The 19941-nt window shown below is 65.3% G+C and carries 20 protein-coding genes; 8 read left to right on the top strand and 12 right to left on the bottom strand.

The genetic code is table 11. From position 1 onward, the window contains the following. The first annotated feature begins 72 nt into the window (after window positions 1-72). The 3 genes from D3H54_RS09125 (at window position 73) to D3H54_RS09115 (ending at window position 3221) form a co-directional block, all read left to right on the top strand. Window positions 73-858: an SDR family NAD(P)-dependent oxidoreductase gene (locus D3H54_RS09125; RefSeq protein ID WP_149378769.1), complete on the top strand. Its 786-nt coding sequence runs from the start codon at window positions 73-75 to the stop codon at window positions 856-858. A gap of 20 nt (window positions 859-878) precedes the next feature. After that, entirely contained in the window at window positions 879-1820 is a 942-nt protein-coding gene (locus tag D3H54_RS09120; protein ID WP_286199181.1) for a phosphotransferase family protein, read from the top strand. A 105-nt stretch (window positions 1821-1925) separates the two neighbouring features. After that, window positions 1926-3221, top strand: coding sequence for an HNH endonuclease signature motif containing protein (locus D3H54_RS09115; RefSeq protein WP_149378768.1), 1296 nt, complete (start codon window positions 1926-1928; stop codon window positions 3219-3221). Here D3H54_RS09115 and D3H54_RS09110 read toward each other — a convergent pair. The 3 genes from D3H54_RS09110 to D3H54_RS09100 are packed head-to-tail and all read right to left on the bottom strand — an operon-like array spanning window position 3218 to window position 6552. After that, window positions 3218-4516: an acyl-CoA dehydrogenase family protein gene (locus tag D3H54_RS09110; protein WP_149378767.1), complete on the bottom strand. Its 1299-nt coding sequence runs from the start codon at window positions 4514-4516 to the stop codon at window positions 3218-3220. The genes D3H54_RS09115 and D3H54_RS09110 overlap by 4 nt on opposite strands. A gap of 18 nt (window positions 4517-4534) precedes the next feature. Beyond that, window positions 4535-5308: an enoyl-CoA hydratase/isomerase family protein gene (locus D3H54_RS09105; RefSeq protein ID WP_149378766.1), complete on the bottom strand. Its 774-nt coding sequence runs from the start codon at window positions 5306-5308 to the stop codon at window positions 4535-4537. Continuing rightward, entirely contained in the window at window positions 5308-6552 is a 1245-nt protein-coding gene (locus tag D3H54_RS09100) for an acetyl-CoA C-acetyltransferase (RefSeq protein WP_149378765.1), read from the bottom strand. Before D3H54_RS09100 ends, D3H54_RS09105 begins: the two co-directional genes overlap by 1 nt. A gap of 117 nt (window positions 6553-6669) precedes the next feature. On the opposite strand from D3H54_RS09100, the gene D3H54_RS09095 reads away from it, so the two are divergent. Further along, window positions 6670-7083, top strand: coding sequence for an Rv2576c family protein (locus tag D3H54_RS09095; protein WP_149378764.1), 414 nt, complete (start codon window positions 6670-6672; stop codon window positions 7081-7083). Here D3H54_RS09095 and D3H54_RS09090 read toward each other — a convergent pair. Next, window positions 6999-7685 (bottom strand): TetR/AcrR family transcriptional regulator, encoded by a 687-nt coding sequence (locus D3H54_RS09090; RefSeq protein ID WP_149378763.1) that lies wholly within the window; start codon window positions 7683-7685, stop codon window positions 6999-7001. The two genes, D3H54_RS09095 and D3H54_RS09090, sit on opposite strands and share 85 nt — an antisense overlap. A gap of 140 nt (window positions 7686-7825) precedes the next feature. On the opposite strand from D3H54_RS09090, the gene D3H54_RS09085 reads away from it, so the two are divergent. Continuing rightward, window positions 7826-9103 carry a cytochrome P450 gene (locus tag D3H54_RS09085; RefSeq protein ID WP_149378762.1) on the top strand — a complete coding sequence of 426 codons (1278 nt, stop codon included), beginning with the start codon at window positions 7826-7828 and terminating at the stop codon, window positions 9101-9103. Between the two features lie 42 nt (window positions 9104-9145). Here D3H54_RS09085 and D3H54_RS09080 read toward each other — a convergent pair whose 3' ends face one another. Then, the gene (locus D3H54_RS09080) at window positions 9146-9520 is read right to left on the bottom strand and encodes a hypothetical protein (protein ID WP_432246535.1); all 375 of its coding nucleotides are present in this window, start codon (window positions 9518-9520) and stop codon (window positions 9146-9148) included. A gap of 194 nt (window positions 9521-9714) precedes the next feature. Between D3H54_RS09080 and D3H54_RS09075 the strand changes: the two genes are divergently transcribed. From D3H54_RS09075 to D3H54_RS09065, 3 genes are all read left to right on the top strand, one after another. Then, window positions 9715-10491, top strand: coding sequence for an Rv1363c family protein (locus D3H54_RS09075; protein WP_149378761.1), 777 nt, complete (start codon window positions 9715-9717; stop codon window positions 10489-10491). A gap of 134 nt (window positions 10492-10625) precedes the next feature. Next, window positions 10626-11084, top strand: coding sequence for a hypothetical protein (locus tag D3H54_RS09070; RefSeq protein ID WP_149378760.1), 459 nt, complete (start codon window positions 10626-10628; stop codon window positions 11082-11084). A 74-nt stretch (window positions 11085-11158) separates the two neighbouring features. After that, window positions 11159-11542 carry an Rv2576c family protein gene (locus D3H54_RS09065; protein ID WP_353620048.1) on the top strand — a complete coding sequence of 128 codons (384 nt, stop codon included), beginning with the start codon at window positions 11159-11161 and terminating at the stop codon, window positions 11540-11542. A gap of 3 nt (window positions 11543-11545) precedes the next feature. Here the strand turns inward: D3H54_RS09065 and D3H54_RS09060 are convergent, their stop codons facing one another. The 7 genes from D3H54_RS09060 to D3H54_RS09030 are packed head-to-tail and all read right to left on the bottom strand — an operon-like array spanning window position 11546 to window position 19933. Next, a complete protein-coding gene (locus D3H54_RS09060) occupies window positions 11546-12052 on the bottom strand; it encodes an Rv2253/PknI dimerization domain-containing protein (protein ID WP_432246534.1) in 507 nt (168 codons plus the stop codon). 7 nt (window positions 12053-12059) lie between these two features. Beyond that, window positions 12060-13769 (bottom strand): MCE family protein, encoded by a 1710-nt coding sequence (locus D3H54_RS09055; RefSeq protein ID WP_149378758.1) that lies wholly within the window; start codon window positions 13767-13769, stop codon window positions 12060-12062. Then, window positions 13770-15125 carry an MCE family protein gene (locus tag D3H54_RS09050; RefSeq protein ID WP_149378757.1) on the bottom strand — a complete coding sequence of 452 codons (1356 nt, stop codon included), beginning with the start codon at window positions 15123-15125 and terminating at the stop codon, window positions 13770-13772. Further along, window positions 15122-16552 carry an MCE family protein gene (locus D3H54_RS09045; RefSeq protein WP_149378756.1) on the bottom strand — a complete coding sequence of 477 codons (1431 nt, stop codon included), beginning with the start codon at window positions 16550-16552 and terminating at the stop codon, window positions 15122-15124. The genes D3H54_RS09050 and D3H54_RS09045 overlap by 4 nt, the downstream gene beginning before the upstream one ends. Further along, the gene (locus D3H54_RS09040; RefSeq protein ID WP_149383428.1) at window positions 16552-17634 is read right to left on the bottom strand and encodes an MCE family protein; all 1083 of its coding nucleotides are present in this window, start codon (window positions 17632-17634) and stop codon (window positions 16552-16554) included. The genes D3H54_RS09045 and D3H54_RS09040 overlap by 1 nt, the downstream gene beginning before the upstream one ends. Next, on the bottom strand, window positions 17634-18659 hold the full coding sequence (locus D3H54_RS09035) for an MCE family protein (RefSeq protein ID WP_149378755.1): 1026 nt from the start codon (window positions 18657-18659) through the stop codon (window positions 17634-17636). The genes D3H54_RS09040 and D3H54_RS09035 overlap by 1 nt, the downstream gene beginning before the upstream one ends. Beyond that, window positions 18656-19933 carry an MCE family protein gene (locus tag D3H54_RS09030; RefSeq protein ID WP_149378754.1) on the bottom strand — a complete coding sequence of 426 codons (1278 nt, stop codon included), beginning with the start codon at window positions 19931-19933 and terminating at the stop codon, window positions 18656-18658. Before D3H54_RS09030 ends, D3H54_RS09035 begins: the two co-directional genes overlap by 4 nt. Between the last annotated feature and the right edge of the window lie 8 nt (window positions 19934-19941).

Raw genomic sequence — 19941 nt, 5'->3', positions numbered from 1 at the left:
CGCCGAGGTGCAGGGTAACGTGATTCTCGCTTTCGGAGAACCGGTTCTCGGATAGTCGTGAGAGGAGCCGACGTGTCAGGACGGTGCACAGGCAAGGTCGCATTGGTGACCGGCAGTAGCCGGGGCCTCGGCAAGGCGATAGCGCAGCGACTGGCCGCCGAGGGCGCCACCGTGGTGCTGACCGCCCGCACCGCCGAACCCGATCCGAAGTACGACGGCTCACTGGTACAGACCCAGCAGGAGATCGTCGACGCCGGCGGCACCGCCGTCACCATCGCCGCGGACCTGTCCGACTCCGCGGACCGCGAGCGGTTGTTCGCCGAGACCGTTGCTCAGGTCGGCGCCCCGGACATCGTCATCAACAACGCCGCGGTCACCTTCCTGCGCCCGCTGGACGGATTCCCCGAGCGGCGGGTCCGGTTGATGCTGGAGATGCACGTCGTTGCACCGCTGCACCTGACGCAGCTCGCCATCCCGGCCATGCGGGAGCGCGGCCGCGGGTGGGTGCTCAACCTCACCTCGGTCGGCGGCGATCTGCCCCCGGGACCGCCGTTCTCCGAGTTCGACCGCACCGCCGGGTTCGGGATCTACGGCACGGTCAAGGCGGCGGTGAACCGGATGACGAAAAGCCTTGCGGCCGAGTTGTACGACGACGGTATCGCCGTGAACGCCGCCGCGCCGACCAACCCTGTCGCCACTCCGGGGGCCGGCAGCCTGGACCTCGCGAAGACCGATACCGAGGACATCGAGCTGATCACGAGGACCGCGTTGGAGCTGTGTACCGGCGATCCGTCGACCGTGACCGGGCGCATCGTGCAGACCCAGACATTTCTTCGCGAGATCGGCGCGCTGAGCTGACCAGCGATCTCCTCGACGAGTTGCGGGCCCGCCTTGCCTCCCAGGGGATTTCCGGGCTGCGGGCGTTGACCGGTGGGGCCTCGAGCCTGACCTTCGCCGGTGACCTCGCCGATCGTCGTGTCGTTGTGAAAGTCGCCCCGCCCGGCCACGCGCCCATCGCGCACCGCGACGTCCTCCGTCAGGCCAGAATCATTCGCGCCCTGTGGGGCACTGAAGTTCCGGTGCCGCAGATCCTGTTCGACGACGCGGGCGAACCACCGGACATACCACCGCTGTTCGTGATGTCGTTCTCCCACGGAACGTCGGTGGAGCCGCTGTTCGACACCGACGACGCGGGTCCCGAGACCGCGGTCGCCGCGCGGTTCCATCGTGCCGCCCACACTCTGGGTGTGCTGCACCGGCTGTCACCTGCCGAGTTCGGCCTGACCGGCGAACCGGTCATAGCCCCGGCTGCCGAGGTCGACAAATGGTGTCGCACATTGGAAACGGTGGATCCGGCGCTCGCGCCCGGTTGGCAACAGGTTGCGCACGCGTTGCGCGCCGCGACCCCGCCCCCGATCGCGCCGGCAATCGTGCACGGCGACTTCCGATTGGGCAACCTGCTGGCCGACGAGCAGGGCATCACCGCTGTGATCGACTGGGAGATCTGGTCGGTCGGCGACCCGCGTGTCGACGTCGGCTGGTTCCTGATCAACTCCGACCCGGACACCTATCGGCGAGCCACCCCCTACCGCGGGACGACCCCGCCGGTGCGCGAACTGGTCGCCGATTACCGGGATGCGGTCGGAAGCCACGTACCCGACCTCGAATGGTTCCAGGCGCTCGCCTGTTTCAAGTCGACGGCCACCTGGTCGCTGATCGTCAAACACAACCGGCGCCGATCCGCACCATATCCGGAGCTGGAGGCGATGGCCGAGGCCCTGCCCGAGTTACTCAACCGAGCGGCCCAGTACCTGGCTTGAAGCACGAACGACGAAGCAGGGCAGGGTTTTCCCCAGTTCTGCGTTCATCCACAGGTCGATCGCCTGGCTGATTTTCTGTCGGTGGGCGAGGGTAGTGTTTCGAACATGAGTTCGATACGAGCGGCGTTGGATGCGCTTGACGCGGCGGTCGAGCTCGTGGGTGCCGCCGATATCGAGGAACTGCCCGCGCCGGAACGCTTCGCGGCCATCGAGCGGCTAGAAACTGCGGTGCGTCGCCAGGTCGCGGTCTCGCACGAGCAGATCACCCATCTGGAGCGCTACGAGGGCTGCCCGCCGGTTTCGATCGTGTTGGCCGACGTGTTGCGGATCAGCCGCTCGGCGGCCAAGCGTCGGGTCCGTGATGCTGAACAGTTGACGCCGCGGACCACGCTGACCGGTGAGCAGTTGCCGCCGCTCTTGCCGGCGACGGGGAAGGCTTGGAATTCCGGGCTTCTCGACGGTGAGCACGTGCGGGTCATTCAGAAGTTCTTCCGCGAGCTACCCGATCATGTCGGGCCGGTCGAGATCGAGAAGGCTGAACGCACCCTCGCCGAGCACGCCCAGACCATGCGACCCGATCAGCTGGAGAAGATCGCCGACCGGCTGGCCACCCACCTCAACCCCGATGGGAAGTACTCCGAGGAGGACCGGGCACGCAAGCGCGGGTTCGTGTGGTGCGGCGGGCAGCGCGCCGACGGCATGAGTGCCGGGAAGTTGGTGGCCGATCCGCAGCTGCGGGCGATGCTGGATGCGTGGATGGCGAAATTCGCCGCACCCAAACCCGACGGTGACGAGCCCGACCTACGTAGCCATGCCCAACGCCAGCACGATGCGTTGGCGGAATTGGTTCGCGGGCGGCTGGGAGACCCCAAACTCGGCCGGCACAACGGCCTTCCGGTCACCGTGATCGTGTCGACGACACTGCAGGACCTGCAGGCCGGCGCCGGGCACGCGGTCACCGCAGGCGGCACCCTGCTCCCGATCAGCGACCTGATCCAGATGGCCACCCCCGCCCACCACTACCTGGCGGTCTTCGACGGCGTCACCGGCCAATCACTCTGGCTGGGCCGATCCAAACGATTGGCCTCAGCCGACCAGCGCATCATGCTGTTGGCCAAATACCGTGGCTGCACCGCACCCGGCTGCACCGTCAACGGCTACAACAGCCACGTCCACCACGCCGCCAAAGACTGGAAACACGGCGGCAGCACCGACATCGACGACCTCACCCTGACCTGCAAATGCGACAACCTCTTGGTCGAAAACCACGGCTGGACCACCCGTCAACTCGCCGACGGCCACACCGAATGGACACCGCCGCAGGATGTTCCGCTGATCGGCGGCACGAACACCTACCACCACCCCGAACGCCTACTCCCCAAAGACGACGAAAAGGACTAGCCGCGCGGAATGCCGGCCAGCCGGTCGGCGAACTTCTCCTCGGCGGCGGCTCGCAATCGCAAGAGGTGTTCGGAGGGAAACAGATCCGGCGCCGGTTCGCGGTTCTTGAGCAGCAGGCGGGCCAAGGTCACCTTGTGCACCTCGGTCGGCCCGTCGGCGAGGCCCAGCACGAACGACTCGGTCAGGTATTGCACGAACGGCATCTCGTGGCTGGTGCCCAGCGAACCGTGGATCTGCAGTGCACGCGCGGAGACGTCGTGCAACACCTTCTGCATCATCGCCTTGACGGCCGAGATATCGGCTCGTACCGCCTTGTAGTCGTTGTACTGGTCGATCTTCCACGCGGTCTGCAAGGTCAGCAGCCGGAACGCCTCGATCTCCATCCAGGAGTCGGCGACCATCTCCTGCACCATCTGCTTGTCCGCCAGCACGCTGCCCTGGGTGTAGCGCGACACCGCCCGCTCGCAGATCATGTCGAAGATCCGCCGCACCAGGCCGACGGTCCGCATCGCGTGGTGAATTCGGCCGCCACCCAACCGGGTTTGCGCCACCACGAACGCACCGCCGCGCGGGCCGAGCATGTGGTCGGCGGGGACGCGCACGTTCTCGTACCGCACGTACCCCTCGCGGCCACCGCCCCCGAGCGGCTGGTAACCCAGCCCGACATCACGCAGGACGTTGATCCCGGGGATGCCGCCGGGCAGCACGAACATCGAATACCGGTCGTACGGCGCGGCGTCGGGGTCGGTCATCGCCATCACGATGATGAACGATGCTTTGGACGCGAACGACGAATACCACTTCTCGCCGTTGATGACCCAGTGGTCGCCGTCCTGCACAGCGGTTGTCTCGAAGATTTTGGGATCGGCGCCGCCCTGCGGTTCGGTCATCGAGAAGCAGGAAATGATGCGGTTGTCCAGGAGCGGCTCGAGGTAACGCTCCTTGAGCTCCGGGGTGCCGTAGTGGGCGAGGATCTCACTGTTGCCCGAGTCCGGCGCCTGCGAACCGAAAACGATCGGCGCGCACTCTGAGCGGCCCAGGATCTCGTTGAGCAGCGCCAGTTTCACCTGCCCGTAGCCCGGGCCGCCGAGATGCGGGCCCAGGTGAGCGGCCCACAGGCCGCGGTCTTTGACGATCTGCTGCAGCGGCGGGATCAATGCCTGGCGTACCGGGTCGGTGAGGTCATGCGATTCGGAGACGATGTAGTCGATCGGCTCGCACTCCGAGCGGACGAATTCCTCGACCCACTTCAGTTGATCGGCCCACTCCGGATCGGTGGAAAAATCCCATGACATGTGTTTCGTCCCTTCCGATTACGACCAGGTGGATCGGCGGTCGGCCGCGTCATCGGTCGCGTGGCTGAGAACCTGATTGCGGTTCTCCAGTTCCAGCGCCGGGCCCAGCCCCGCGGCGGCGATGTTGACCTGCAGCGCACGCTTTGTCAGCTGAACTCCGAACGGCGCCAGTTCGGCGACCCGACGGGCGATGTCCACGGATCGCTCGACCAGCTCCTCGGGCTCCACCAGGTGGCTGACCAGCCCGCGACGGTCCGCTTCCTCAGCAGGCACGGTGCGGCCGGTGAGCATCCAGTCCGCGGCCACCCCTGCCCCGACGATCCGGGGCAGGTGATAGCTCATCCCCATCTCCGCGCCCGACAGTCCGAGCAAGATCGCTGCGTTGCCGAATGTGGCTGCGGTGGAAGAGATCCGGATATCGGCGGCCAAGCTCAGCGCCAATCCGGCGCCCACGCACGCTCCGTTGACCGCCGCGATCACCGGTTGCGGCAGGTCGGCGACCGCGCGCACCAGACCCGCCATCGCCTCCTGGAAACGCAGCCGGTCGATGGCGGGGGCGTTGGCGTCGAGCATGCCCGGGCCGAAGTCACGGATGTCGATCCCTGAACAGAAGCCTCGCCCGGCGCCGGTGATCACCACCGCGTGCACCGACTGGTCCCGCGCCGCCGAGGCCAGGGTGAGCGCAAGCTCGTCGCGCATCACCTCGTTGATCGCGTTGAGTTGCTTCGGGCGATTGAGCCGGATCAGCAGGACGCCGGGCGTCGGCGTCTCGAGCTCGAGGGTCTCGGTCATCACACTCGCTCGATGACGGTCGCCGTGCCCATGCCGCCGCCGGTACACATGGTGACCACGCCGGTGGTGAGGTCGCGACGTTCCAACTCGTCGAGCACGGTGCCGATCAACATGGCCCCGGTCGCCCCGATCGGATGTCCGAGCGCGATCGCTCCGCCGTTGACGTTGACCCGTTCCGGATCCAGGCGCAGATCGCGAATCGTCTTGAGCGGCACAGCGGCGAACGCCTCGTTGATCTCCCAGAGATCGATGTCGCCGACGGTCATTCCGGCCTTGGCCAGAGCGCGCTCGGCCGCCGGACCGGGTGCGGTGAGCATGATGATCGGCTCGCCGCCGATCGCCGCGGTCGCGCGAACCCGCGCGCGCGGCACCGCACCGTGGGCCCGCGCCCATTCAGCGGACGCCAGCGTCACCACCGCGGCACCGTCGACGACGCCCGACGAGTTGCCGGCGTGGTGCACGTGGTCGATGCGCGCCACATCGGGGTACCGGCTCAAGCAGATCTCGTCGAAGCTGAGGGTCTCGCCGTCCAGGTTCGCTGCGCCCATGCGCTCAAAGGCGGGCGGCAGCGCGGCCAGCTTCTCCACTGTCGTTCCCGGCCGAGGGTGCTCGTCGCGGTCCGCGGCGATCTCGCCATCACCGCCCAGCACCGCGATGATCGACCGGTCGAAGTATCCGCCCGCGATCGCCGCTGCGGCGCGGTCCTGACTGGCGACCGCGAACGCGTCGACGTCCGCTCTGCCGAATCCTTCCACCGAGGCGATCAAATCGGCCGAAATGCCCTGCGGCACGGTCGGATACAGTCGACGAAATGCCGGATTTGCGCCGTCGATCGTCGGCGCTCCGACGCTGACGTTCCACCGTGACATCGACTCCACGCCGCCGGCCACCACCAAATCCTGTTGGCCACCGGCAATCCCGGCGGCCGCCACCGTGACGGCTTGTTGTCCGGATCCACAGAACCGGTTCAACGTCATCCCCGGGACCGTCTGCGGCCAGCCCGCCAACAGCAGCGACAGTCTGGCGATGTCATCACCGTGCTCCCCCGCCAAGATTCCGTTGCCGGCGATCACGTCGTCCACAGCGGCGGGATCGAAGCCCAGCCGATCGACCGTCGCGGTGAGGCACTGCGCCAACAGATCCTGCGGATGGATGCCGTGCAGCGCGCCGTCGGGACGACCCCGGCCGCGGGGAGTGCGCACCGCGTCGAGAATGAGTGCGTCTCTGATGGCCGACCCCCTCATTGGGAATGCTGCTTCGCCGAAAGCGAGAATATAGTTCTCTAAGCGCACTGTCGCATAGAAGGTCCCACCACACAAGAAACCGCGCCCCGGGAGGACTTTCCCATGCCAAACTGAGCCATGCGCTTTGTCCGGAAGTGTTCTGCGGTTGCACTGGCTGCGGTGTGCGTCGCCGGTTCGTCGGCTCCCGCCGGCGCCGAGGAGCCGCTACACCAGGTCACCTACAGCGTGTTCTCCGAGCTGCCGTTCCGGGCTGCCGACATCTACTACCGGGACACCGAACCGGCGAACTGGTCGGACTACAGCCACGACCCCTACGTGTTCAGCCCGAAGGTCGAGGCGGACATCGGCCCCACCAAGAAGTGGGTGCTCAACGTCCAGTTGGCGAACCCCGACGAGTGGGCGATGGTGGCGGCCACCAGCGGGCTATCGCCGACCCCGCCGAACGTTCACTGCGTGCTCGCGGTCGACGGCGTCGTCGTCGCGGAGAACTCCGGGCCCAAGGGCGCGCTCTGCTCGCTGCGCCACTGGTGAGCTGAGTCGTCCACCGACTGCGGCGGCCCTTCCATCAGCGTGAGGTAACGCTCGACGAGTTCCATCGTCTCCGCGTGGCCGGCGGTCACGCCGAGCGCCTCACCCAGCATCACCACCGTCGACAAGCCGGTCAGCAGGATCGACCAGACCACCGGCGGCACTTCGCTGGGCAGCACCCCGTGCCGTTCCAGTGCGGTCACGAACACTTCCCGCTGCTGCTCGCGGAACAGCTCGGCGTATCGCGACATTTCGGTGCGCAGCGCCTTGCGATGATTGGCCAGCGCCGCCATCTCCATCGTCAGGCGGCTGGCGTCGGGGTTGATCCCGAATCGCCACAGCGCCCACAACGGTTGCGGCGAGGCGAGCGCCACCCGGTGGGCTTCCATTCCCTGATCGGCGTAGCGGCGGAAAATCTCCAGGAACAGGTCGTCCATCGTGCGGAAGTAGTAGTGCACCAATTGCGGCTTGAGGCCGGCTTTCTCGGCAACCCGGCGTGAGGTCACCGCCGCGTAACCCTCTTCGATCAGCAGCTGTTCAGCGGCGTCCAACAGCACCGCGCGATTCTTCGCGTCGGGTGCACCGATCCGCCGCGCCGATGCCATGTGCCACCTCTGCTCTTTCCAGAACCGCCGATTGAACACGCCGATAGTACGTGGGCCGATGGGATCCAGCCTTGACCACGCACTTTACGCCATGCTAAGCAGGTGCACAGCAATCAGCCCGCTGGGAGGAAATAACACGCATGACCGATTTCGCCACCGTTGACTTCCTCACCGATCAGTCGCTGGTTCCCGACCCGTATCCGTACTACGACTACCTGCGCGAGCAGAACCCGGTGCTGCGACTCGAGCCGCACGGCTTCGTCGCCGTCACCGGCTACGAGGAGGCTCTCGAGGTCTACAAGAATCCCGAGGTTTTCTCGAACATCGTCGCCCTCGGTGGACCCTTCCCGCCGCTGCCGTTCACCCCGGACGGTGACGACCTGAACGCGCAGATCGATGCGCACCGGTCGTACTTCCCCATGTACGAGCACATGGTGACGATGGACCCGCCCGACCACACCAGGGCACGCTCGTTGCTCAGCAGGCTGCTGACCCCCAAGCGCCTCAAGGAGAACGAGGACTTCATGTGGCGGCTGGCTGATCGCCAGCTCGACGAGTTCCTCTCCCTCGGCCACAGCGAGTTCCTGGCCGAGTACGCAAAACCGTTCTCGCTGTTGGTGATTGCCGACCTGCTCGGCGTACCTGAAGAGGACCACAAGGAATTCCGCACGGTGCTCGGCGCCGATCGGCCGGGCGCCCGGGTGGGGTCGCTCGACCACGAGAAGATGGGGCTCAACCCGCTGGAGTTCCTCGACGAGAAGTTCAGCGCCTACCTCGAGGACCGTCGCCGCAGTCCCCGCGAGGACGTTCTGACCGATCTGGCGAGCGCGAAGTACCCGGACGGGTCGACCCCGGAGATCATCGACGTGGTCCGCACCGCGACGTTCCTGTTCGCCGCCGGCCAGGAGACCACCGCCAAGCTGCTGTCCGCGGCGATCAAGGCTCTGGTGGAGCGGCCCGACCTTCAGCAGGCCCTGCGCGAGGACCGCAGTTTGATCCCTACCTTCGTCGAGGAATCACTGCGCCTGGAAAGCCCGGTCAAGAGCGATTCCCGCCTGGCTCGCCGGAGCACCACGCTCGGCGGCATGAGCATCAAAGCCGGCACCGTCGTGATGGTGTTGCCGGGCGCGGCCAACCGGGATCCGCGGCGATTCACCGAGCCCCATGAATTCCAGGTCCGCCGGCCCAACGTCCGCGAGCACATTGCATTCGGCCGCGGCGCCCATTCCTGCCCCGGCGCACCGCTGGCGCGGGTGGAGGGGCGCGTCTCCCTGGAACGCATGCTGGACCGGATGGGCGAGATCACCATCGACGAGGAGTTCCACGGCACCGCCGGGGATCGTCGTTACAACTACGAGCCGACGTACATCCTGCGCGGGTTGGCCGACATCCACGTCCGGTTCACCGGCAGGGGCTGACGCCGTCGGGGCGGCGCCCAGGCGTCGCCCCGCACGGGTGACTCAGGCGTCGCCCTGCACCCAGCGGGTCCGCCCGCCGAACGCGACGCACGTCAGAAACATCCCGTCGGGAGCCTGCGCGACGGAGTTCTCATAGCCCACGCAGTCGGCATTCAAATTCTTGACGCCCACCATGGGCGGCGACCGGAAATACCGGGGTTCGTAGCGCCGTGGTGAGCCGCAGAAGATCAACCGGCCCCAGTTGTTGCGCGTGTCGACGCCGAACACGTAATACGTCGTATTGCTGCACGGGGCACCGAGTTCGACACCCGGCGTGATGCCCGGGGTGCAGAACGCGTCGTTGCATTCGTTGGCGTTGATCGGCGGCCCGTCGGGATCCGCGGAAGCCGACGCCGGCATCAGCATTCCAGCCGCCATGAGTCCAGCAACAACTGCCACGGTCCATCGCACCCGAACACTCTCGCATATTCGGTAACCGAATTCTCCGGCTCAGAGAAGAAACCGGGAAGAAAAACCTGCCTCCCACAGAGCGGATTCGCCGCTGTGTAATGCTGGGCGGCAGTGCTAGCGTCGCGCGTCGCCATGCGACCGCGACGGACGAGGAGGGTCCCATGCCGCCGGGCAACCGTGAATCCGAAGCTCCCGACGCCGACGACCTCGACTCAGCCGAGGCGGCGGAGGCTGCAGCAGCAGCGGCCGAGGCTCGCGCCGAGGCAGCCCGGGCTCGCGCAAACGAATTGCGCCGCAAGCTGGCCGAGTCCCGCGACGAGGCGCCGGAAGTCTCGGAGACCGGGACCGATCCCGAGAGCGCCGAAGCCGACACCGTCGATGACGTCGAGCCGGCGCCTGCCGACGACGTGGAAGCGGCTGCCGCGCCCGAGAAGAAACGTCGGCGGCGCCTTCCCCTCGGCAAGGCGGTCGCCGCCGCGGTCGCCGTCCTCGCGATCATCGGCTTACTCAGTGCCACCGGATACATGGTGTGGAAACACCGCGACGCCGAGGCGCAGCGGCACCGCACGGCCGAGTTCTCCGCGGCAGCCCGCCAGGGTGTGGTGAACCTGATGTCGATGGATTTCAACCAGGCCAAAGAGAGCGTGCAGCGGGTCATCGACGACTCGACCGGCAAGTTCAAATCCAATTTCCAGGACGGCGCCGACGATCTGATCAAGGCGATGCAGCAGTCGAAGGTCGTCACCAAGGTCACCGTCAATGACACCGCCGTCGAGTCGATGGACAAGGACTCGGCCACCGTGCTGGTCGCGGCCACCTCACAGCGCACCGGTCCCGATGCGCCCAAGGAGGATCAGCAGCCCCGCGTCTGGCGGGTCGTGGTCAGCCTGCAGCGCGACGGCGACCAACTGAAGGTGTCCGACGTCGAATTCGCCTGACCGGCGGCCAGAACCACCAAACCCTTTCTCCGGACAGCCGGGAGACGGTATTCTCCGATGACGAGAATGCCAATCTCGCAGCGTGCGACAATCGGGGTAGCGCAGCGAGCGCGCCGAACGTGGAGGAAGCCAGCGTGAAATCCCTCGTGATCACCACAGTCGTGGTGGCGGCAACGGTGGCACTGGCACCGCCCGCGTCCGCTGAGATGTACCTCGGCAATTACGAGCTGATCATGCCGGACCGCAGGGACTTTCACACCTGGGTCTGGTCTGTGACGCCGTGCGTAGCGCCGAACACTTCCGACAATGTCGCCAACTGTGTTCACGTGTTCACCCTGCCGCGACCGATAGCGAAGGCCGTTCAAAGCAAGGCCGACGCACCTCTGGTCAACGGCCAGTACACGTTGACCATCGACGATCCCTTCGGTCTGCGATGTGGTGACATCTATTACGGCCCAGCCATTCCCACCCATGACGTCTACACCTGGGACGAGCACACGCTCAGCGGATCGATGGTGTCGTCGTTCGACGCCGGCTGCGACGGGGCACCGGGCGGCGCCTTCACCTACCCGTTCCACCTGAGCCGGATGTGACCATGAGATTCACGTCGACGATCTCCGCCGCCCTGATAATGCTCTGCACCGCAACGGGTCTCGCATCGCCCGCAGTGGCGGACGACCCCCCGCCGGGAGTCGATCCGGCTCCTCCCCCACCGCCGCAGGTCTTCAACGTCCGATACACGGTCACCGCAGATAAACCGGTCAACGCCGAGATTTATTACCGCGACACCGATCCGCCGACGTTCTCTGACTACAGCCACGACCCGTACGTGTTCAGCCCCAGTGCCGAAGCCACGGTCGGCCCCAACAAGCCGTGGGTGCTCGAGGCAACCCTGACTGATCCGATCCAGTGGGGCATGGTTCTCGTCCAGGCCACCGGTGCACTGCCCAAAGCCGCCGCCGGCTTCAATTGCACGATGGAGATCAACGGGCAAGTAGTCAGGCAGAACAGCGGACCCAGGGGCGCGCTCTGCTCCATCCGAAACTGGTAGTTACTAAAGCTTTTTCATGTAAAACGGCATCCGGATCACTGGCGGCTGGTTGCGCCCGCACGACCCGCTCGGGCCGATTACGCGATTCTCGCCGGTGTATTCATTCGCCGCCCCGTCATAGTGACCGTCGGCGCCGACCGGATAAATTCGGTACTCCTGGAAGCCCTCGATCGCCGCACCGTCGGCACAAAACCGCCAATTCGGAATGGTGCGCTTGATGTACCACAGGCCGCTCGTGGTGTAGATGGGTGCGGCCCAGCCAGCGTCGCTCTGCACTGTTCCGGTGCACTCCGTGGGCGAAATGCACTGGGTCGAAATCGTCCAGGTCTCGCGCTCCGATGGCTGATCCTCGTAGCGCTCGTTGAGCTTCGCCCAGTCACCGTTCGACGATGTCGCGAACGTACCGTTGATCCCCCAAGCCTGGTCCGCCGCAGCGGGTGCGGCGCAACAGATCCCAACGGCGATCGCCACCCCCATGGCGCTCAGCGCCTGACGTGCCCGCATCGACATACCCCTTTCAGCTCTGCAGCATGTCCTGCCACGTCGTCGCCGGTTTGGCCAAATTGGTCTGGCGATAGAGCGTTCCGTCGCTGCCCATGTACTGACCCGTACGTGGGTCGTACTTGGCGACCTGCAGTCCGGGCGCCTTCTGGCCATTGGGAGTAAAGGCACTTGGAGCAATGTGGGGCACACCCGGTTCCGGGTGCGGCGGCGGTTGCATATCAGAAGGCAGCATGTTTCCGGGTCCCGGTTGGATGATCGGATCCGGCCCGATGTTTCCTTCCGGCCCAGGCGGTGACACCGGCGGCGTCTGGTAGATCGGCTGACCCGGCAGCAGCGGACCGGGTCCAGTGCCCGCGAAATTCGGCGGCGGTGGGTCGATCGGCGCCGCGCCCGGTGGCGGGGCGGTCACACCAGCCGGCAGAGGAGTGCCCTGCAGGGGTCCATAGATGTTGGAGTCCGGCAGAACTCGGCTGTCGATCGGGATGCCCTGCGCGACCAGGTTCGGGTCGATCGGGTACGGACCGGTGACGTGCTGACGCTGCGCCAGCGGTTGGAATCCGTTGGGGTCGTTGCACAGTTCGACGGTGGGTGCCCGCTTACCCGGATGTTCCATGCACGGGTAGTTACGGGCGCCGCGCACGGCCACCGGCGAGTCCTGCGGCAGCTTGCAATAGAGCCCGTCCGGTGTGTCGATCACGGAGGTGTCGGCCGGGTTGCGCCATGACGACGGCGGGAGGAACCCGACCGTACAGGCCGCGGGATCGCCGAGGCCCAGGGAGAAGTCACCATTCGGCATGCCTGCAGGGTTGTTGGATTGAAGGTAGGTCTGAATCTGGGCGACGAACGGCGGCACGAGCACCATCAGCTGCTCAACCGACTTGTTGTACGTCAGGAAGATCTGACCAAACGTGGTCAGATTCGCCAATAGGACAGGCAACGTCGGCTTTATCTGCTCGAGCAGCTTCGAGGTCTCCTGGGCGAATCCCGGACCGTCGCGCAGAATCGACCGGAACTGGGGGTCGTTGTCGGCGACCTGCTCAGTGATACCGGCCAGGCTCTGCGCCCAGGTCCGAATCGAGTCGGTAGTCATCTCCTGCGCCCCCACGAACGGGCGTGCGTCATCGATCAGCGCGCGGGTGTTATCCGAGATTCCGTTGGCGTCTCTGGTGATCGTCGCACCGGAGTCCACCAGCGACCCGAAGTCGTACCCTGTCCCGTTGAACGCCTGGTAGGTCTCGCCCAGCAGTTGGCTCAGTTTGTCTTTCGGAATGCTGCCGACCAGCTTGCTCACCTGGTCGAGCATCGGGCCCACCGACTGTGGGATCGATGTGTTGGCGACCGAGATGACCGACCCGTCCTGTAAGTAAGGCGCTTTGTCGGTGCGCGGCAACAGCTCCACATATTGCTCGCCCACCGCCGACATGCTGCGCACCTCGGCCTTGAGATCCGCCGGGATCTTCGGCGAGGTGTCCAGAGACAACGTCGCCAGAGCTCCGGTGTCGGTCAGTTCGATCGAGGTGACCTTGCCGACCTGCAGGCCACGATAGGTAACGTTGCTGAACTTGTAGAGACCGCCGGTAGCGGTCAGATCCAGCGTGACGGTGAGGCGGCCCACCCCAAGGAGAGTGGGTATCTGGATGTAGGCGAACAGCATGATCGCCACACCGACGATCGAGGCGATCGTGAAGATGATCAGCTGAGTCCGGACGAAACGCGTCAGCATTTAGCCGCCCCCTCCTGTCGGCGGAGCCGGCGGCGCGACGCTGGCCGGCGTATTGGGTTGGGCCCCATAGGGTCCGGCGAAGATCGGGGTGACTCCCGTTGCGGCCAGCTGCTCCCGGGTGTAGATCTCGGAGCCGGGCACCGAGGTCGGAGGCGGAGGCACCAGCGGAAGGATCGGACCTGCGGCCGCGATGGCCGCCGGCGGGGGCGGGACCGGCGGGTTGTCGGCGAAGACATCCGGCGGCGGCGGGGCGACACCGGTCTTGAGCGGGTCGTAGGTGTAGTTGAGGTAGTACGGATCGCCGGGAGCGGGAATCAGCTGTGCGTCCGCGTCTCCCCATCTGGTACCGAGCATCAGCGTGCGCTTCAACCGTGGGACCGTCAGGTCGATGGTCGCGAACAGGTTGTAGTAGTCACCACGAATCGCGCGATCCATGAATTGTTGGGTGAACGGGAAGTGGACCGCGTATTCCAGTAGTGCGTCGAGATTGGGGCCGACGTCAGCGAAGGCCTTGAACGCCGGTTCCAGGTTCTTCAGGTTCGCCACCAGGTCGGCCTGTGACTCGTTGACCAGCGTATTGGCGGTATCGCTGAAGGTGCCGAGTTTCTCCAACGCCGTTGTGAGGGTGGGCCTTTCCTTGATCAGGACGTCGATCGCCGGCGGGATCTTCTGCAGAGCCGCAGCGAGGTCGTCGCGCTGCCCGGCGAACGTCGACGTCATCCGGTTCAACGACTGGATGACCGAGACGATGTTGTCGCGCTGACTGTCCAGCGTTCCGACGAAGGTGTCCAACCGGGTGATGAGGTCGCGGAACGCAGCCTCGTTGCCGCTGACCGCGGTGCTGAAGTTGTGGATGACATCACCGATCTGGCCCAGCCCGCCGCCGTTGACGACCGCCGCCAGCGAGGCCAGGGTCTGCTCGGTGGTCGGATAGGTCGAGGACGCGTTCAGCGAAATCGTCGCGCCCGGGTTGAGCTTGCCGCTCGGCGCTTGGCCGATCGGGGTGTTCAACGACAGGTGCATGGAACCGAGCAGGCTGGTCTGGCCGACACTGACGACGGCGTTGGCCGGCACGACGACATCGGGCTTCACCGAGAATTCAACGTCGGCATGCCAGTTCTTGACCGTCAACTTCCGCACGCTGCCGACGACGACGTCATTCATCATGACCGGCGAGTTCGGTTCCAGAGTCGCAATATTCGCAACCTCGGCATGGTAGACGTCCGCATCGGATCCGCGGCCCACGGCACCGGGCAGCGGCAGCGAGTTGACACCCTGGAATGCGCACGCACTGGTGGTCACCGCGGCGCACGCCCCGGCGATCACCGCCCGTCGCAAGGACTTTCCACCGATCATGGCGTCCCTCCTGCTTCTGCGGCCATCGGGGGTCCCCCAGGTGCCGGACCGGGCGCTCCCGCCGGGTTCAACATGCCCGGCAGCGAGGAGATCACCGATGGTGGTATTGCCGGAGATCCGCCCGGGAGCAACTGGGCAGCGCCGGGGGGCGCCTCGCCTGGCGCGCGCCCGGTGAACGGACCCGGGCCCATTTGGACACCCTCGTACGCCGAATGGTAGGGCGGCAACGGGGGGACGTCGGGGGTCGGACCACCGGCACCCGGGGCGAGGTTCGGCTGCGAGTAGACGAGTTCGTCCGGCGACGCTGCGGGCATCAGATAGGGATCGATTCCGATGGGCAAGTAGTTGAAGTTCAGCAGACGAAGCGCCGGGCCGAGGTATTGGCTACACAGCTTCGCTGTTTCCGGGGCGGTGGTGTTCTCGATCGCACCGATTGCGCCGCAGACGAATTCGGTGGGATTGGAGAAATTGTTCAGCACGAACTGGCCGACCGCGCTACCAGAGGACGGGTTGTAGATGTTGTAGGCATTGCTCAACGCGTTCGGCGCGATGTGGAGCAGGTTCTCGATCTCCATTTTGTTGTTCAACAAGTTCGTGGTGACGTTCGTCAGCCGGTGCAACTGCTCAGACGTCTGATCCCGGCTGCCCGCCACGAACCGCTGGATATCGACGATCGCCACCGACAGATTCTTCAGAGCGCCGTCGAGATCCGACCGGTTCCCATCGATCACACTGGTCAATGTCGCCAATCGATTCTGGAACATCACCACCTGTTCACTGCTGTCACGCAATGTCGTGACGAAGGTCTGCAGGTTCTTGATGATGTCGACGACGTTGCCGCTGCCGCCCGCCAGGACCCGGGAGACCCCGGCCAGCTCGGTGATGGTCTGACGAAGCTTGTCGCCGTTGCCATCCATGGCGTTGGCGGCGCTGTCGATGAAGCGTGACACCGAAGTGCCCGAGACTCCGCTCTGCGGTCCGAGGTCGGTGGCCAGCCGCATGAGCTGTGTCTTCACTTCATCCCATTCCACCGGAATTGCCGTGCGGTCCAGCGGAATAACCGCGTCGTCGGCCATCTCACTCTGCCCGGTGTTCTTGCGATAGGCCGGGGTGAGCTGCACGTAGCGGGCGGCGACCAGGTTCTGCGCCACTATCACCGCCTTGGCGTCGGCGGGAATCGGGACGTCACGATTGACGTCGAGCACCAGTTTGGTCTGGGTGCCCTGCGGTTCGATCGCTTTGATGGTGCCGACCTTGACTCCCGACACCCGGACATCGTCACCGGGATAGATACCCGTCGCGGTGGTGAAGATGGCATTGACCGTTTTCGGGCCGAAGAAGATGTTGCGCACGAGAACCGCCGCACCCACCACCAGCAGCCCGGCCAACAGCACCGACAGCACCTTCACCCAGCGTCTGCGCATCATCAGCGGGACCCTCCCGGAATACCGTTGTACGGCAGCGGCAATTCGGCGCGCGGCCCCGCGTTGTCGGGCGGCTGGCCGGCGTTGACACCGCGCCGGAAGCCGAATGCGTAATCCATGAATGGCTGCAGCAACTGCGCGGGCTGCAGGTTCGGCACGAACGCGTTGTAGTACGGACCGTTGGCCAGCGTTTCACCCTCGGACAAGATGAACTTTTTCACGTTCGGCAGCATCTGGGCGATGTTGTCTTTGTTCTTCTCCAGCACGGCGACAACCGAATTCAGCCGCTGCAGTGTCGGCGCCAACTTGTCCTCGTTGTCGTGGACCAGACCCGTCAGCTGCGCGGACACCGCCGCGGTGTTGGCCAGCAGGTCGACGATCGCCTCGCGTCGGTCGTTGAGAACAGCGAGTAGGTCGTTCGCGTTGAGAATCAAGGTGTTCAGCTGCTGACTGCGCTGCCCCAGCACCGTGGTGACGTCGGCGGCGCTTTTGAGCAATCCCGCCAGATTCTCGTTACGGCTGTTCAGTGATCGCGACAGCTTGCTCAAGCCATCGAACGTCGGCCCCAGCTTCGGCGCCAGCTGGTCGATCGTGGCCGAGAGCGTGTCCAGCGACTGGTTGAGCGACGCGGTATCTGTCCCGGCCGTGTTGCTGGTCAGATCGCTGACCGCCTCGGTGAGCGAATAGGGCGACGATGTGCGCGTAGTCGGTATGACATCGCCGGAATGAAGGCTCCCGCTGCCTGCCGATTCCAGCGTGACCACCCGCTCGCCCAACAGGGAGCCGGTGCGGATGTGCGCGGTGGTCTCGGACCCCAGCGAGTACTTTCCCGCAGTCGTGAACGTGACCAGCGCATCACCATTGTCCAGCGAAACATCGGTGACCGTGCCGATCTTGATACCGGACAACGTCACGTCGTTGCCGACGGTGATACCACCGGCCTCGGTGAACAGCGCCTGATGGCGCACCGATGTCGCAAGCTGAAGCAGGCGCTCGGGTTGCAAACCGATAGCGATCACCAACAGGATCAGGACCGCGCCGAGGAAGCCGGCACGCCACAGGTTTGAAGCTCGGTATTTCAGCATTAGGGCTCCGAACACCTACCGGATTCTTGTTTGATCATCGGGAAGACCCCGGTTCGTCCCTGAAGGTCGGTCACGCGGATCGACAGACCGCAGATGTAGTACATGATCCAGCCGCCGTAGGCCCCGAGTCGGGCCATCTTGCGATAGTTGTCCGGCCCCCTCTGCAGGCCTCTGTCGAAGACGATCTTGTTGTCGTCCAACAGCGGCGCCAAACGGTTGAGCTGCTCGACATCCCCTTTCAGCGGAGCGCGGGCCTCGTTCAACAGACTGGTCAGCGACGCGGTTCCGTTGTCCAGCTGGGTGATCGCGGTGCCGATCGGTTCGCGATCCTGCGACAACCCGGTGATCAGCTTCTCCAGCTTGTCGATCGCCCCGGAGAACTTGTCACCGTCTTTGGCGAGCGTGTCCACGACCACCTTGAGGTTGTCGATCAACTGCTCGACCGTTTGGCTGTTGTCGGCCAACGCATTCGAGAATGACGTGGTCTTGCTCAACAGCGAGTCGAGCGTGTCGCCCTGGCCCTGCAAGATGTTGATCAGTGACGCGGTCAGCGCGTTGACGTCTTGCGGGTTGAGTCCCTGGATGACCGGCCGCAACCCCCCGAGAAGGAGGTCCAGATCCAGTGCGGCCTGAGTGCGATCCCTGGGTATCTGTGATCCCGCAGGCAGCACCCGGGTCGAGCCGGGACCGTCGATCAGTTCCAGATAGCGGTCGCCGGTCAGGTTCAGATAGCGCACAGCCGCTTGGGTTCCGGTGGTCAAGACAATGTCGCGATCGGCATCGAACGTGACCAGCACACTCTTGTCCGCCAGCAGGTCGACGCTGTCGACGGTGCCGACCCGGACACCGGCGACGCGGACGGTGTCGCCCTGCTTCAACCGGGAGGCGTCGCCGAACACCGCCGAGTACCCGTTGGTCGAGCCGCTGCGATAGTTGCTGAACGTCAGGAACAGGAACGCGGTCAGAACCACCATCACCACGGCGAACACGCCGAACTTGACCAGTGTGCTTGTGGTGCGCATCATCCCGGCTGTCCGATCTGTGCGGTGTTGCGCGGCGGCCCTTCCAGCGGGCCGAACAACAGCTGTTTGAGACCGTCCGAGTTGAGCACGATGCCCTGGTTGCCGTACTGCCACGGGTTGACGCCGGTATCGGTCACCAGGTACTTGGCCTTGTTGCCGAATCCGAGGTACGGCAGGCCCATGCACTGCGGCCCGCCCGTGGCCGCCACCTTGGGCAGGTTCGACGGGTAGCGGTACCGATCGATGCCCAGGGTGAAGGCAACAGCCACGGCCACGCCAGGGTCCTGCAGAGGCGGCGACAACCGAATCCAGTCCATGGCTTTGAGCGTGCAGGGGATCACGGGCGCATATTCGTTGAAGAGCGCCGTGGTGGGCGTCAGGAGATGGAGCACTTTGCTCAGCGCCTGCTGGTTGGTTCCCAGCACCTCGTTGCCCTGATCGGCCAGCCCGATCATGTTGACCAGGAAGGTGTCCAGGTTCTGTTGCTCGTCGACGATGCTCTGGCTGATCTTGTTGGTGTTCTGCACCGTCCGCACCAGATCCGGCGCGGCGTCGGCGTAGGCGGCGGTCACCGGTGCGGTCAGTTCGATGTCCTTGGCCAGGTTCGGCAGGCTGGGTTCCAGCTTGGCAAGCAGGCTGTCGAAGTCGGCAACGGTCTGCCCGAACTGCTTGCCGCGCCCCGCGAACGCCTGCGACAGTGCGCCCAGCGTTGCATTGAGCTGGGTCGGGTCGATCTTGTTCAGGACCTGGTTCAGCTGTTGGAACACAGTGTTGATCTCGACCGTGACGTGCTCACCCTGCAGAACCTGGCCTGCGTACATGGGTTTCGGCGACGGATCGGTCGGGGGTTCGAAATTGACGTACTTGGCGCCGAAGACCGTCGTCGAGGCGATGTCGGCGACCACATTCGACGGGATCTTGCGCAGCTCCGCGGGATCCATCGCCAGGTGCAACGCTGCCGTGCCGTCGGCCCGGCTCTCGATCGACTCGACCTTGCCGACCTGCACACCGCGCATCTTGACCCTGGCGTCAGGATTCATCACCAGGCCGGCACGGTCCGAGATCACGGTCACCGGAACGGTTTTGGTGAAGTCGCCACGGAACAGGCCGACCGCGACCGCGACGATCGCCGCCACCACGACCACCGTGGACAGGCCGGCCACCGGTCGCGCCCACCCCGTCGCGCCGAAGCTTGCGCCCGTTCGGGCCGCCACCGGTACGGCGGCGGTTTCGGTTTCCGACCGGTCGGCCGGACCCGGACCGAGATTTCGTGTCACGTCATCTC

The organism is Mycobacterium sp. ELW1, assembly GCF_008329905.1.
Lineage (GTDB): Bacteria > Actinomycetota > Actinomycetes > Mycobacteriales > Mycobacteriaceae > Mycobacterium.
This window is presented reverse-complemented; position numbering and strand designations above follow the sequence as displayed.